We start from the raw sequence: 13,688 nt of genomic DNA on the forward strand, positions 1-13,688 counted from the left end.
CGAGCGAATGAGCACAGCACACACCACCACCGCAGGCGTCGACGAGCACCTGTTCGCCGACTTCGCCGACGTCGCGGCCAGGCAGTTCGACTACGTGATCGTCGGCGCCGGCTGCACCGGCACGATCGTGGCGCACCAGGTGCTGCGGGAGCAGCCGCAGGCCAGGGTGCTGCTGCTGGAGCAGGGCCCGTACCTGCTCCCGGACCACGTGCAGAACCTCGGCCTGGCCTACCAGCCGCTGATGGACCAGGCCGTGGCCGCACCGTGGCGGTCCGACGGCGACCTCGACGTGGTCGCGCAGGTGCCCTACCTCGGCGGGCGCACGCTGTTCTGGAGCGGGTCCTGCCCGCAACCGGCCCGGCATCAGCTGCGCGGCTGGCCCGCCGCGGTCGTCGACGACCTCGAACGCGAGTGGCCGGCGGCGCGGGAGCTCCTCGGCGTCCGGCCGGCCGAAACGCTGAACCCGGCCTTCGGTGAACTGCACCGGCAGCTGCGCAAGCGCATCCACGCCGGCGCCGGCGACATCGCGCACGTGCTGCCCACCGTCGAGGAGGACGAACTCGACGCCCAGCTGGCGGCCGGCGTCCCCGGGCCCGCCGGGACGCGGAAGTTCAGCGCCGTGCCGCTGCTGCTGCGGACGCTGCGCCGGCACCCGCAGACCGCGGCCGTGGTCACCCGCTGCCACGTGCGGCGGGTGCGCTTCGAGGGGCGCCGCGCGGTCGCGTTGGAGACCGGCCTCGGCACGCTGCCGACCGGGCCGGCGCGGGTGATCCTCGCGCTGGGCACGACCGAGGCGACGCGGCTGATGCTGGACTCGTTGCCGGCTGCGGCCGACCGGGTGGGCCGCAACCTCGCCGGCAACACCGCGAGCTGGTTCGCCTGCCGGGTGCCGCGATCGGCGTTCCCGGGCCTGTCCGAGGACCACGCCGAGCTCGCCGCGCTGTACGTCGACGCCGCGACCGGGGACCGCCAGTTCCATCTGCACGTCAGCGCCAGCGCCACCGCCGATCCGGACCGGGACCTCGAGGAGATCTACCGGCTGATGCCGGACATGTTCGGGCGCGGCACCCCGGAGCGGGTCTGCGACCCGGGCCACGTCGTCATCCTCGTGCACGGCCTCGCCGAACTGGCGGCCTCCCACGCCGAGCCGGCCAGCCGGATCAGCGTGGACAGCGACGGGGTCACCGTCGGCACCTTCCGGCTCGGCCCGGCCGACCGGGCCGTCTGGGACGCCATGGACCGCGCCGCCGCGGACCTGATCTCCCTGATGGTCGGCGACGCCGAGACCGAGTACTGGTCCCACGCCGACCAGGCGTGGGTGGACGAGGTGCCCGCGGACCGGCGGATGCCCTTCGCGGTCCACGAGACCGGGACGCTGTGGATGGGCGGCCGGCCCGACGCGGTCACCGACCTCGACGGCCGCCTGCACGACGCCGACAACGTCTACGTCACCGGCGGGGCGCTGTTCCCGACCCGCGGCTCCTGGAACCCCATGCTCACCATGACCGCCCTGTGCCTGCGCCTCGCGCGCCACCTCGCCACGACCGCGGACGCGCCGCAGCCGGCGGTGCGGCGATGACCCAGCCGACCGGAGCCAGGATCTGCATCGGCGTCAACGGCATCGGGTCGGGACACTCGACCCGGCAACTGCGCATCGCCCGGGAGCTGGCCCGCCGGGGCAACGCCGTCGCGATCCTGGCGACCGGCCGCGCGTCGGAAATCTTCACCCCGCTGGAGTTCCCGGTCTACCAGGTGGTCATGCCCAGCATGTTCGGGGGACCCCGGCACCTGCAATGGGGCGGCATCCTGCGGGCCGAGGTGCCCCGGCTCGCGCGCAGCGCCCGGACCGTCGCCGCCGCCCGCACCGCCATGAAACAGCAGTTCGGCGAACCCGACCTGTACATCTCCGACTTCGAGCCGTGCTCGGCCTACTTCTCCTATCTGGAGCGCAAACCGCTGGTCACCCTCGAACAGCAGAGCAAGTACCGGTTCCTGGAGTTCCCCGATCTGCACGGATTCTCCGCACGCGTGGAGCGGCAGCGCATGCAGCTGTTCGCGCCACGGGCCCAGCAGTCGTTCAGCGGATCCTTCGTCCCGATCGACGCCCCACCGCGAGGGCGGACCCGGCGGCGGGTCACCATCACCCCACCCATCATCTCCAGCGACGTGCTGCGGTTGAGCGCCCAACAACGCGACAGGGGCGAGTCGGGCCTCTCCGTCGCGTATTTCCTGGAGTATTTCAGCGACCGGAACATCCACCTGGCGAAACGACTGGGCGAGGTGTTCGGCAGATGTTTCCCGGAGCGGGAACTGCATGTGTACCTGCCGGGCAACGTCGACGGGATCACCTCGGAATACGACAACGTCTCATACCGGCCGGCGAGCCGCGACAGCTTCCTGCAGGATCTGCTGCGGTGCGACAACGTGTTCGCCTCGGCGGGCTACAACCTGATCAGCGAATGCATCCTGCTCCAGGTGCCGATGTACCTGGTGCCGGCGCCGACCTATGACCAGGTCTGGTGCGCGGCGACGGCCGAGCAGCACGGAATCGGCACCCGCAACGACGACATCCGCGAGGAATCCGTCCGGGACTTCGTCGAACAGTGCGCACAGGGCCGCTATGCGAAGTCCGTCGGCGCGCTGCGCGACCATGTCTCGAACGACCCGGTACCGATGATCGTCGACGCGATCGAGGAACTGGTGAATCGGAAGCCGTCACCCGCCTACGAGGGAAGAACATCATGACCGCACCGCCGCGCTGCACCGTCATCGTGCCGACGTACAACCGGGCCGCGCTGCTGCGGTACACCCTCGACTCGTTCGTGCGGCAGGACATGCCGGTCGACGACTTCGAGGTGATCGTGGCCGACGACGGCTCCAGCGACGGCACCGACGCGCTGGTGGCCGGCTACGCCGACCGGCTGCGCATCCGGTACTTCTACCAGGAGGACGAGGGCTTCCGGGCGGCGCAGGCGCGCAACCTGGGCCTGCGGGACGCGCGGGGCCCGGTGAGCGTCTTCGTCGACTCCGGCGTGGTGCTCAGCTCGCGGGCGCTGACCGCGCACTGCGCCGCACACGAGAAGACGGCCGGCCCCGCCGCGGTCATCGGCTACGTCTGGGCCGCGCCGTCGACGAACACGCCACCCCCGGGCAGCGTCGACCCGGCCGACCCGGACGGCACCATCGAACGGCTCGCGCGGGACCGCTCGCTGCCCGACATCCGGGACTACTACTACGAGCGGTACGGCGAGCAGCTGTGGACCCTCGCGGCGCCGTGGCTGGTCTTCTGGACCTGCAACGTGTCGGTGAACACGGCCCAGGCCCGTGCGGTCGGGATGTTCGACGAGGCGTACCGGTCCTGGGGCGGTGAGGACGTGGACCTGGCGTACCGGCTGCATCGCGCCGGAGCCCGGTTCCTGCTCAGCCGGGACGCGGCCGCGGTGCACTGCCCGCACCCCAAGGAGGACACCCGCAGCGCCAAGGCGAACCACCACTACTTCGCCGCCAAGTACGACACCCCGATCACGCGTCTGCGCCCGGACCACGACAACTTCCTCATCGAGCAGATCATCCGCGACCAGAACCTGCCGTCCTGCGCGGAGTACCTCGCGGCGCGCGGGAACGGGTGACCGCCATGGACAGCACGAACCCGGGCCTCGCGCACCTGATCCGCGACGGTGCCCTGCGGCGCATCATGGCCAACACGGCCCTCGTCGGCCTCGTCGGCGCCGTCATGAACACCTCCACGAGCCTCTTCCTCGCCACCGCGATCGGCGCCACCCCGCTGATGATCGGGCTCTACTTCACCGGCCGCGGGCTGCTGGAGGTGGTGGCCGGGCTGACCCTCGGCGCACTGTCGGACCGCACCGGCAACCGCCGCGCGCTGCTGACGCTGTGCTCGTTCGTCTCCGCCGGCGGCGCGCTCGCCTACGCGACGATCCGCAACTACTACGTGCTCTTCGCCGTCGGCGCGGTCCTCTTCGCCATCGGCGGCTCCGGCTTCGCGCAGCTCTTCGCCTACAACCGCGACTTCGCCTCGGCCCGCGCGCTGAACCCCACGCTGCTCAACTCGGTGCTGCGCTCGATCACGTCGGCCTGCTGGATCGTCGGACCGCCGCTGGGCTTCTTCCTGATCGCCGTCCGGGGCTTCACGACGCTGTACCTGATCATCGCGGTGCTCTGCGTGACCTCGGGCGTGGTGTGCCGCTGGCTGCTGCCCGACCTCACCGACACCGTGACGAAGCGCACCGCCAAGGGCAACCCGTTCACCGGCATCGGCCGCTCACTGTGGCTGCTCATCCTGGCCGTCATGCTCATGCTGACCGTCAACATCATCTATCAGATCAACATCGCCCTCTTCGTCACCCGCGACCTCGGCCTCGACACCGGCTTCACCGGGCTGCTGCTCGGCTTCTGCGCCGCGCTGGAGGTGGGCGTGATCCTGCTGCTGGGCCGGCACGCCGACCGCATCGGCAAGTGGCGGCTGGTGCTGGCCGCCACCGCCTGCGCCACGATCTTCTTCGCCGCGCTGCCGTTCGTGCACTCCAAGGCCGGGCTCCTGCTGCTGCAACTGCCGAACGCGTTCTGGACCGCGATCGTCCTGAGCATTCCGGTGACCATCCTGCAGGACGCGATGGGCGACCGGGTCGGCGTGGCGTCCTCCCTGTACACCAGCTCGTTCCAGGTCGGCATCCTGCTCGGCGGCACCACCGCCGGCGTGGTCGCCGAGTGGCTGGGATTCACCGACGTGTTCTTCGTCTGCGCGGCCCTGGCCGCGGCGGCCACGGTGTTCCTCGCCGCCGCCGCGCGGCTGACCCGGGCCCGCGACCAGGCGCAGGCCAGCGTGCCGGCCACCGCCTCCCCGGGCCCGGCCACGTAGGCGCGCGTAGCGGGTGGGCTCCGTTGCGGGGTGCCGGGAACTTCGGCGGGCTCCCGAGCGACCACCACAGCTGAGGTGGATCGGCTACTGGCGGCACGCCGGGACCGACGTGGTTCTGCGTACACGTTGAGCGTCGAGGCGGGGCACCGTCTGTTGCACGCCGGTGCCCCGCCTCGCAACCGCCACAGCGTCAGGGGTGGTGGCACACCACCGTCAACCGGTCATGACGGTGTACAGGAAGCCCACAATGATCAGGATCCCCACCACACCGATCAGCACGAGCGTTCCGGCGCCAGGGACGCTGGTCGACTCCTCGTCGTCATGTTTGTCAGGTTCCAAAAGATGCTCCGTCCGTTTTGTCGCAGCGCGGCATCGGGCTGCGGGAGCCCCGGCCGGGCGACGGTGCGCAACTCGGACGGTCCGCTCCCGGGCGAGGCCCGGTGCGCAGGGAGGTTGTGCCCGGGACGCTCGGCGTCCCGGCAGGTCACACCTGGCGCAGCGGCGGGGCGCGCCCCGAGACCGACGCGGTCCACCACAGGGCGCGCAACGGCTCCGGACCACGGGCGGTGCTGTGCGGCGGCCGCGCGGCAGGCGCTGCGACCGGACGCGGGACAGGCAGGCGCACGCCGTCGAGCCAGCGCCGCCACAGCAACCCCGCGCAGGCACCGACTCCGGCGTGGATCGCCGCCCCGGCGAGCAGCAGCGGCCAGGTCCGGGCGACGCTGCCAGCCCCGTACACGACGGTATGACCGACGAGGAAGGACACGATCGACAGGCCGCTGGCCGACAGGACAACGGGCCGGGTGGCGTGCCGCCGTCTCGCGGCCACCGCGGCCGCGCCCGTCGAGGCGAGCAGCAGGCAGCCGATCAGCAGCGCCGACGCCAGCGCCTGATTGTGGACGTGCGGCAGCCCGGCGGGCATGCCGTGGGCGGCCTCGTGCGCGTGGGTGAGCAGCCGGGCGATCAGCACTTCCGCGACCAGCAGCGCGCACACACCGGCGAGCAGCGCCGACGCGGACCACACCAGTCCGCGCAGCCGTCCGGTGAAGTCCGCTGCCACATCCGCCCGCTTCGTCGCCTGCGATCGTCGTCCGACACCGGCATCGTCCCAGATGCCGCGGTTCCCGCTCAACCGGGCGAACGGTACACGGGATGTCGCACGGAGGGGGAGTCGCTCTCGCGTTGGAGCCCGTCCGGATGCCCTGATCGGCGTCTGGGCCGCCAGCCTTTGAGTGCCAGGGTCCGCCGCTCGACCAGGTGCCACGAGGCAACCGCCAGGCCGGCGGTGAGCAGCAGCGACAACGCCGTGAATCCCGCGTAGCCGAGCCGTGCCGCGCCGAACGTGGCGAGGGCCTGCTGGACGACGAACCCGTAGATGTACACGCCGTACGAGTAGTCGTTGTCCTGCCCGACCCGGCGCAGCCGGCGGGGTATCCGGACGGCCGCCCACACCAGCACGTAGGCCAGGGCCGGCAGCCCGACGACGAAGAACCCGCCGAGCAGCAGCGACCCGATGAGCACGGTCACGCCGGCGACACCGAGGCCGTCATGGATCGGCACCCGCGTGCGGTGCACCTCGAGGACCGCGCCGAGCAGGAACGCGAATCCCAGGTACATCAGCCACTGGTGGGAGACCGCACCGAACAACGGCAGCGTGGTCGAGCCGTAATGCCTGGCCGGTGGCCCGACCGGCAGCCGCGACTGCACCTGGTCGGCGACGATCCGGAGGTACAGGACGGCGGCGGCGACCGGCAGCAGCCACGGCACCCGCCGCAGCACGCCGGTCACCGCGACCAGCCCGGCCACGGCGTAGCAGGCCGACTCGTAGATCAGCGACCACAGCGCACCGTTGAAGACGCTGCTGCTCGTCTCCCGCCCCCACGGTGTCGAGGCCGCGAGGAGGTCGTGGATGCCGTACTGGCGGACCCCGACGAACCAGTTGTTCGACACGTACTGCACCGGTCCGCGCGGACCGTCGAGGAACCCGGCGAGCGTGCCGCGTTCGTGCAGCGCCACGACCGGCGCGACGACGAACGCGGTGACGAGCAGGCACACCCACAGGCCCGGCAGGATACGCAGCGCGCGATGCCAGGCGAACCGGCCGATCGGGGTCCGTGCGGCGCTGCGGGTGATGAGCAGCCCGGACAGCACGAAGAACCCGAAGACGGCGAGGGTGCCGACGTTGGTCTGTCGCCGGAACTGCGAGTGGCCGAGGTCCTCCCAGCCGAAGCCGAGGGAGGTGGCGTGCGCGACGACGACGGCCACGGCCAAGGTGAGCCGGATGCATCCGATGCCGTTGTCGCGGCCGGCGTAGCAGGCCTCGAGGGTGCCGTGGCCGCCGAACCGGTGTCTGCTGCGATGTCGGGTCGGGTTCGAGGTGGGTGCGGACATGCGCGCTCCTGATGGCGATGGCGTCCCGCGTGTGCGTTGCGGGCCGCGGAGAGGACCGCCGTGCTGCCTGGAGCGCGGCGGTGGGCGGACGGCAGTGGGCCCGACCACCCGCGGCACCGGCCCGTTCGGGCGCGCAGCGCTGCACCGCACCTGACGCGTAAGGACGTCAGGCGCGCGTGCGGGCTTCGGTCAGGCCGGCGCGGCCGGAGGAGCGCGACCCGCGGCGCAGCCGGTCAGCCAGCGGGTCGCCAACGGGAGCGTGTCGTCAGCGGGCGGGACCGCGGTGGTCTCGGGCTCGGGAGTGCCGGCCTGCAGCAGGTGGACCGCCAGGCGCAGCACCCGGTCGGTGTTCCGCTGCCACACCAGGCCCGCGGCGGCACCGACCAGCGCGTGGATCGCAGCTCCGTACAACAGCAGCATCGGCGCCGGGACGGCATGCTTCCCGGCGACGGCGACATCGACGCACTCGACCAGCAGGAACGTCGCGGTCGATGCCGCACTGGCCCGGCGGACGGTCCCGGCCGGGTCGCCACCCCGTCGCCGCAGCGGCAACGTCACCACCGCGGCTGCAGCGAGACAGGACGCGAGCAGGAACAACCCGACCACCGCCGCGGCGTGGCTGCGGTGCAGGTGCTCGACCGCCGTCGTCCCGTCCGGCCCGGGATGCGAATGGGTCGGCAGCCGCCCGGTCAACAGGTGTGCGGCGAGCCAGCTCAGCCCGCCCAGCACCGCGGCGGCCAGGGCTCCGGCCAGCCGGTCGGCGCGACGCGTCGGCGTGCGCGCGCTGGGCCGGGCCATCACCCTCCTACGGTCTGCTGTCGAGCCTTCCGGACAGCCATCCTACGCAACGCCACTCCGGGATTGCGCCGCAGAGCGGTCAAAGGGGACGATGCGCGCATGACAGACGGCGCGGACGACATCATCGGCTGGCGATGGCTCGACGTCCGGTTGGCGCGCCGCGCTCGACGGCAGGCCAGCGCGTCACTGGTGCCGAGCCGGGTGCGTCGGGCCGCCACCGCCGTCGTCGCCGTCGTGGTGCAGGTCGGGGCGTTCGCGATCCTGCTGTGTGGTGCGTGGTTGTGCACCGTGCGGTTCCCCAGCGCCGCGCTGCTGCCCGGCACCGTCCTGCTGCTCTTCGGCGTGCTGACCCTGCCCCGACCGCCGGCCCTGCCCCGCCACGCCGTCACCGTCCGGCGCGCGGACGCAGCCGCGCTGCACGCGCTGATCGACCGGACCGCCGCCGCGCTGAACCTGCCCGCACCACACATCGTCGCGCTGGACGACCGGTTCGCCGCCGACTCGGGCTTCGCCGGCCTGCTGCGCCGCCGCTACCTGCGCATCGGCGTCCCGCTCTGGGCGGTCCTCGACCCCGCGCAGCGCACCGCCCTGGTGGCCATGGAACTCGCCAGGTTCAGCGGCGGTGACCCGAGCCGCACCACGCTCACCGGCACCGTCGAACGCACCCTCGCCACCATGGTTTCGATCTTCGAGCCAGCCGCAGACAAACGGCTGCAGGCCAGCCGCGAAGCAGACGTCACCACCATGATGGCGGCAAACCCGCAGCGCATCGGCCAGCAGCACGCACAGTCGTACACCAATCTCGTCGGCGACCTCGTCCGCCCGCTCCTGGCGCTGCTCCAGGGCGCATTCGGCCTCGTGCGTCTCGGCTACCTGACGCTGCTGCAGCCCGACGCGTTCCAAGCGGTCTTCGCCGCGGACGCCCGTGCGGCCGCCGCGGCCGGAACGCCGCAGGTCCGGTCGGTCCTCGCCACGCGGCTGCTCGCCGAATCGATGGTCACCGTCCTGCGCCGCGACGCCCGCGCGGGCGACCGCTCCGGCGGCGCGGTCCCGCGCGACGAACCCCAGGCAGTAGTCGCCCGCTGGCCGGCCCTCGCCGCCGACGTGCTGGCAAAGGCCACGCCATCGATGCCGGAACGCTGCGAAGCCGACGTGACACGTCACGCGTCACCGCTCGCCGTCAACCCGCCGCTCGGCCGGCGCATCGAGATGCTCACCGAAGCGCCGCCGTCCCTCCCTGCCAACGTGCGGACTGAACCGCAGGAATCGGCAGAGACCGACGTCGAGCTGCGGCCGATGTACCGCCGGCTGGTGCGGGACCTCAGGAGCGGGTAACTCCATCTTGAAGTAGCCGAGTCCTACCACAGCAGACGACTACAACGCCACGATGGGGCTGCATCCGATCAGAGTTGGCCCGGACATCGACTGTGGACCTGGCAGGTTTCGCGCTGCCAGAGTAAGATCTTGACGGTTTTTTTAGCTGGCAATCTGTCGTTTCACCCGGGAGTCGGCGTGGCCCTGCCCGTTCATCTTGTCCAGCCGGGCAACGAAGATCGGCCGGCCGGTGGCACTCTCGTACGCCTTCAGGTCCTTGGTCCGTTGCGGGTGTGGTGCGACGGTGTCGAAGTGGATGCCGGTCCCCGGCAACAGGCTTATCTGCTGGCCCTGCTGCTGGCCCGGGTGGGTAGGCCGGTCAGCACGAGCGAGCTGATGGACCTGATCTGGGACGACGAGGTCCCCAGCAGTGCGCTCAACGTCATCCATAAATACGTCGGCGCGCTGCGCCGACTGCTCGAACCTGCGGTCCCCGCCCGTACACACGGTTCCTACCTGCACCGCCGCGGAAACGCCTACCTGTTCACCGCAGCCCCCGGCACCCTGGATCTCGTCACCTTCCGGGAACTCGTCGAGACGGCCAAGGATGCCCTCGCACAGCAACGCCTTGAATTGGCGCTCGATCGCTATGTCGAATCGCTCGGCGTCTGGCGGGGCCGTGCGGGCGACGGGTTCACGCACAGGTCAACCGCGCTGCCGATCTTCGCCGCCATCGACGAGGAGTTCTACGCCGCGTGCATTGAAGCGGCCGAACTGGCCGTGTCGCTGCACCGACCGGCACGGGTGCTGGCGGCGTTACAGATGGCCGCATCGATGGCGCCGTTCCACGAACCCGTCCAGGCCAGCCTCATCTCCACCCTCGGGGCGGCGGGACGTCAGGCGGAGGCACTGTCGTTGTTCCGCGAGGTCCGCGCCCGCCTTGCCGACGAGCTCGGTATCGATCCTGGCCCGGAGCTGCAAGCCGCACACCTGCGAGTGCTGTCGCAGCCCTCGGCGTCGCCGCTCGTGGCGCGTACGGACGGTGGGGATGACGGCGCGTCGGTGCGAACGGCAGCTGGGCTGGTCGGCCGGGCCGAAGAACTCGCCCTACTGCGGCAATCCGTCGACATGGCATTCACCGGCAGCCCAGCGCTCCGCATCGTCGAAGGCGAGCCGGGCGTGGGCAAGACCCGCCTGGTGCGAGAGATCGCCGCCGAAGCGAGCCAGCGTGGCGCGCTGGTCGTGTGGGGTTCGTGTCTGGAAGGCGACGGAACACCGTCGATGTGGCCCTGGGAACAGACGCTCCGCCCGATTCTCGACAGCCTGCCCGCGCCGTTGCGGGAGAAGTGGCTCGCCAGTGAGGTCGGCGGCCTCCTCGAATCGCGAGACGACGATTATGCGGCCGCGCCGGCGATTCTCGACAGCGGTGCGCAGTTCCGACTGTTCGAGCAGGTCGTCACCGTCGTCGGGCAGGCCTCGGCGCCACGGCCCATGCTGCTGATCGTCGATGACCTGCAGTGGGCCGACGCCGCCTCGCTCCAGCTGTTCGGCCACCTGGCGAGCCGTTTACCCGCCGGCACGGTGATGATCGGCGCGCTGCGCGATCGCGCACCCACACCCGGCTCCAGCCTGTCGCGGGTGCTGGCTGAGGCCAGCCGGCAGCCCGGCCACCGCAGGATCCGGCTCGGCCCGCTCGGCTTGACCGACGTGACCGAGCTCATCCGCCGCGAAACCGGCCACGATCCCGGTGCCGAGGTCGCCCGCGACATCCATGTCCGCACCGCCGGCAATCCGTTCTTCGTCCAGGAGCTGTCCCGGCTGCTCAGCGACGGCGGCTCGCTCGGTGACGGCGGCGCATCAACACGGACCGGAGTGCCGGCCACCGTGCGAGACGTCGTCCGCGATCGGATGACCGGTCTCGACGACAGCGCTCACGGCCTGCTGCGCATCGCCGCGGTCATCGGCCGCGACGTGGATCTCGACCTGCTCGCCCGGGCGATCGGCGTCGACATCGCGGACTGCCTCGAACGCCTCGAACCGCTGCAAGCACTCGGTCTCCTGGAGACCAAGCCGGAAGACCCGTTCTCGTGGCGCTTCGCGCACGACCTGGTCCGCGAGTCGGTCACCGAGACCACTGCGCGGCAGCAGGCCGTCCAGCTACATCTGCGCGTCGCCGACGCCCTCGAACACATTCACGCGGACGACGAGTCCGTCGCCGAACGCCTCGCCTACCACCTGCGGGGCGCCGGCCCCCTGGCCGACCCGGGTCGCACCGCGAAGGCACTGGCGCGCGCCGGTCGCCGCGCGGCGACCAAGCTCGCGTTCGCAGCCGCCTATCGGAACCTGGAATCTGCCGTCCAGATCGCCCGGACGGCAGGGCTGCTGGAGCTGGAACTGTCCGTCCTGTCGCTGCTCAACCTCCTCGCCGTCGAGCCCCCGGGAATGGGCGGCTCGACGTTCGATCTGCTGGAACGGGGCGCATATCTTGCCGGCAAACTCGGCCGCGAGACGGCCGCCGCCGAGTTCCTCTTCTTTCGAATGACCGGGGCCTACGTCAACACCGAGAAAGACCGTGGGATGTGGGCTCGCCGGCTGCATGAGCAAGGCCAGGCGTCCGCGGACCCGATCATCCAGGCGTACGGCCGGCAGGCCTGGGGCCTGTACAACTGGGACGTCGGCGACATCGGCGCGGCGTATCAGTGTTTCAGCTGGCTGGGCCGCACCACTGTGGACGGCGTTGCCTCGCTGCTCGCGAACTCGGCCGACCCGCACCCAGGGCCGGCTCAGGAAAGCCTGTACCACCTCGCCGGCCAGGTCGGGGGTGCCCCGATTCGACGCCGCCACGACCTCGGACGTTGGCGGATCCCGGACGAGTGGTTCGGCTATCTGGCCGTGATCACCGCGCTGCAGGGCGATGTCGAGACGGCGCGGTCCGTGCTCGGCACGGTGTACCAGGCCGAGGGAGACACTTTTGAGATGTCGGGCTGGACCCGCTACCAGACCATGGCCGCCTCGATGGCCGGTGACGCGGCCTGGGCGATGCACGCGACCGAGCGGTGGGTCGCGGCCGACGCCGACCTTCCCGGCGTCGCGCAGGAAGCCTATATACGGCTGGACTGGTACTGGGCCCGTGCCCTCACCGGCGACGACCCGGCCGGCAACGCGGCCAAGGCCGAACATCTCCTGGCTGCAACCCTGCGCGACCCGCCACGATGGGGCCTCGCCTACTGGTACGGACTGATCGCCGAGATGTGGCTGGCAGCCGAGATACCCGACAAGGCCGCGACCGCCCTCGACCGGGCCGACCAGGCCATCAAGGCCCACGGCCAGCGCTATGCCGAAGGACTTCTCCTGTTGCTGCGCGCGCGCCTGCTGCACGCCCGCGGCGAACCCGTCGACGTCGTGCGAGCCGCCGCCGACGAAGCCCGGGTCCGATCCGGCGAACGGGGGGCCCACCTCTTCGCCCGCCGCGCCGAGAGGTTCCTGGCCGATCTCGAGACGCAGACCGGCGTGGCAACCGGTTGAACGGCCGGCTGCGCGTCTCGAAGTAGGCCCAGGCCGGCCAGGCTGGCCGCGGTGTCCAGGAGCGTCTCCTCGATCGGCCGGGGCCGCCAGCCCAGGACCTCGCGTGCTTCCACGCTCGACGCCCGGCGGGCCACTCATCGGTGCGGCATGCTGTTGCTCGTGCGTCACGAGCGTCTGAGTTTCTCCGTCGACTCCGTCGAAACGGTCCCGGGAGGCTGGCGGCTGCGCGGCGAGCCGGGCTATCACCCGAAGCACTGGGCTCGTCCGGGTGACCGCTTCGATCGTGCCTGCCGTGAACACGGCCGGATGGAGCGACGTGTGGACCTGGTCGTCGTCGAGCTCACCGGGGCATACGCCATTGTCGCCGGTACTGGCGGTGAGCTGCTCAGGCCGGACGACATCGTTTCCGGTCAGCGACCGGTCGACGACGCCGGCTGGGCCGCTGAACGGCTCCGGCAGCCACCGGACGCCACTGAATTCCTGGCACTGCTGCTCGGTCTCCCGGCACTCAACGCCGGGACCAGGGCCGGGTTGGACTGGTTGCCGATCGAGTCGGAGCTGGGCGTCACGCTGCCCGGCGACTACAAGACATTCATCGAGGCGTACGGCGCCGGCGTCATCGACGATCACATCAACGTGTGCGCTCCGAACGCCGGGCACGACTGGGCAGACCTCAGGTACACCAATTCTCCGCCACGCTGACCGGCCTGCTGACCGGCGAACTCCAGTCCGAGTACCTCAGTGACCTGCTGGGCGGGCCGCACACCTACGGGCACTGACT

General features: G+C 71.2%; 11 protein-coding genes. 7 read left to right on the top strand and 4 right to left on the bottom strand.

All coding sequences use genetic code 11. The annotated features are described in order from the left end of the window. The first annotated feature begins 7 nt into the window (after positions 1-7). Genes ACFPIJ_RS10630 through ACFPIJ_RS10645 form a run of 4 tightly spaced genes read left to right on the top strand, consistent with a single transcriptional unit; the run spans position 8 to position 4,879 of the window. Complete coding sequence (locus ACFPIJ_RS10630; protein WP_380114542.1) at positions 8-1,579, top strand: GMC oxidoreductase; 1,572 nt, start codon at positions 8-10, stop codon at positions 1,577-1,579. Further along, a complete protein-coding gene (locus tag ACFPIJ_RS10635; RefSeq protein WP_380114543.1) occupies positions 1,576-2,745 on the top strand; it encodes a glycosyltransferase family protein in 1,170 nt (389 codons plus the stop codon). Before ACFPIJ_RS10630 ends, ACFPIJ_RS10635 begins: the two co-directional genes overlap by 4 nt. Further along, positions 2,742-3,629 carry a glycosyltransferase gene (locus ACFPIJ_RS10640; protein ID WP_380114544.1) on the top strand — a complete coding sequence of 296 codons (888 nt, stop codon included), beginning with the start codon at positions 2,742-2,744 and terminating at the stop codon, positions 3,627-3,629. The genes ACFPIJ_RS10635 and ACFPIJ_RS10640 overlap by 4 nt, the downstream gene beginning before the upstream one ends. A gap of 5 nt (positions 3,630-3,634) precedes the next feature. Next, entirely contained in the window at positions 3,635-4,879 is a 1,245-nt protein-coding gene (locus tag ACFPIJ_RS10645) for a sugar efflux transporter (protein ID WP_380114545.1), read from the top strand. Positions 4,880-5,092: 213 nt separating this feature from the next. Here ACFPIJ_RS10645 and ACFPIJ_RS10650 read toward each other — a convergent pair whose 3' ends face one another. The 4 genes from ACFPIJ_RS10650 to ACFPIJ_RS10665 form a co-directional block, all read right to left on the bottom strand. Next, positions 5,093-5,218 carry a hypothetical protein gene (locus tag ACFPIJ_RS10650; protein WP_380114546.1) on the bottom strand — a complete coding sequence of 42 codons (126 nt, stop codon included), beginning with the start codon at positions 5,216-5,218 and terminating at the stop codon, positions 5,093-5,095. A gap of 145 nt (positions 5,219-5,363) precedes the next feature. Then, positions 5,364-6,011: a hypothetical protein gene (locus tag ACFPIJ_RS10655; RefSeq protein ID WP_380114547.1), complete on the bottom strand. Its 648-nt coding sequence runs from the start codon at positions 6,009-6,011 to the stop codon at positions 5,364-5,366. Next, positions 6,008-7,270 carry an acyltransferase family protein gene (locus ACFPIJ_RS10660; protein ID WP_380114548.1) on the bottom strand — a complete coding sequence of 421 codons (1,263 nt, stop codon included), beginning with the start codon at positions 7,268-7,270 and terminating at the stop codon, positions 6,008-6,010. Before ACFPIJ_RS10660 ends, ACFPIJ_RS10655 begins: the two co-directional genes overlap by 4 nt. A gap of 189 nt (positions 7,271-7,459) precedes the next feature. Continuing rightward, the gene (locus tag ACFPIJ_RS10665) at positions 7,460-8,068 is read right to left on the bottom strand and encodes a hypothetical protein (protein WP_380114549.1); all 609 of its coding nucleotides are present in this window, start codon (positions 8,066-8,068) and stop codon (positions 7,460-7,462) included. A gap of 99 nt (positions 8,069-8,167) precedes the next feature. Here ACFPIJ_RS10665 and ACFPIJ_RS10670 point away from each other — a divergent pair, with 99 nt between their 5' ends. The 3 genes from ACFPIJ_RS10670 to ACFPIJ_RS10680 all read left to right on the top strand — a co-directional run bounded on the left by ACFPIJ_RS10670 (position 8,168) and on the right by ACFPIJ_RS10680 (position 13,609). Continuing rightward, positions 8,168-9,403, top strand: a complete 1,236-nt coding sequence (locus ACFPIJ_RS10670) for a hypothetical protein (protein ID WP_380114550.1) — start codon at positions 8,168-8,170, stop codon at positions 9,401-9,403. 129 nt (positions 9,404-9,532) lie between these two features. Beyond that, positions 9,533-12,907, top strand: a complete 3,375-nt coding sequence (locus ACFPIJ_RS10675; protein WP_380114551.1) for a BTAD domain-containing putative transcriptional regulator — start codon at positions 9,533-9,535, stop codon at positions 12,905-12,907. Positions 12,908-13,213: 306 nt separating this feature from the next. Next, positions 13,214-13,609, top strand: coding sequence for an SMI1/KNR4 family protein (locus ACFPIJ_RS10680; protein ID WP_380114552.1), 396 nt, complete (start codon positions 13,214-13,216; stop codon positions 13,607-13,609). The last annotated feature ends 79 nt before the right edge of the window (positions 13,610-13,688 follow it).

The sequence above is a fragment of the Dactylosporangium cerinum genome, assembly GCF_042653625.1.
Taxonomy (GTDB): Bacteria; Actinomycetota; Actinomycetes; order Mycobacteriales; family Micromonosporaceae; genus Dactylosporangium; species Dactylosporangium cerinum.

Excerpts from the sequence above, each read along its gene's own strand:
- ACFPIJ_RS10635 (WP_380114543.1), top strand. The coding sequence starts at position 1,576 with ATGACCCAGCCGACCGGAGCCAGGATCTGCATCGGCGTCAACGGCATC.
- ACFPIJ_RS10660 (WP_380114548.1), bottom strand. The coding sequence starts at position 7,270 with ATGTCCGCACCCACCTCGAACCCGACCCGACATCGCAGCAGACACCGG.
- ACFPIJ_RS10630 (WP_380114542.1), top strand. The coding sequence starts at position 8 with ATGAGCACAGCACACACCACCACCGCAGGCGTCGACGAGCACCTGTTC.
- ACFPIJ_RS10680 (WP_380114552.1), top strand. The coding sequence starts at position 13,214 with ATGGAGCGACGTGTGGACCTGGTCGTCGTCGAGCTCACCGGGGCATAC.
- ACFPIJ_RS10645 (WP_380114545.1), top strand. The coding sequence starts at position 3,635 with ATGGACAGCACGAACCCGGGCCTCGCGCACCTGATCCGCGACGGTGCC.
- ACFPIJ_RS10670 (WP_380114550.1), top strand. The coding sequence starts at position 8,168 with ATGACAGACGGCGCGGACGACATCATCGGCTGGCGATGGCTCGACGTC.
- ACFPIJ_RS10640 (WP_380114544.1), top strand. The coding sequence starts at position 2,742 with ATGACCGCACCGCCGCGCTGCACCGTCATCGTGCCGACGTACAACCGG.
- ACFPIJ_RS10665 (WP_380114549.1), bottom strand. The coding sequence starts at position 8,068 with ATGGCCCGGCCCAGCGCGCGCACGCCGACGCGTCGCGCCGACCGGCTG.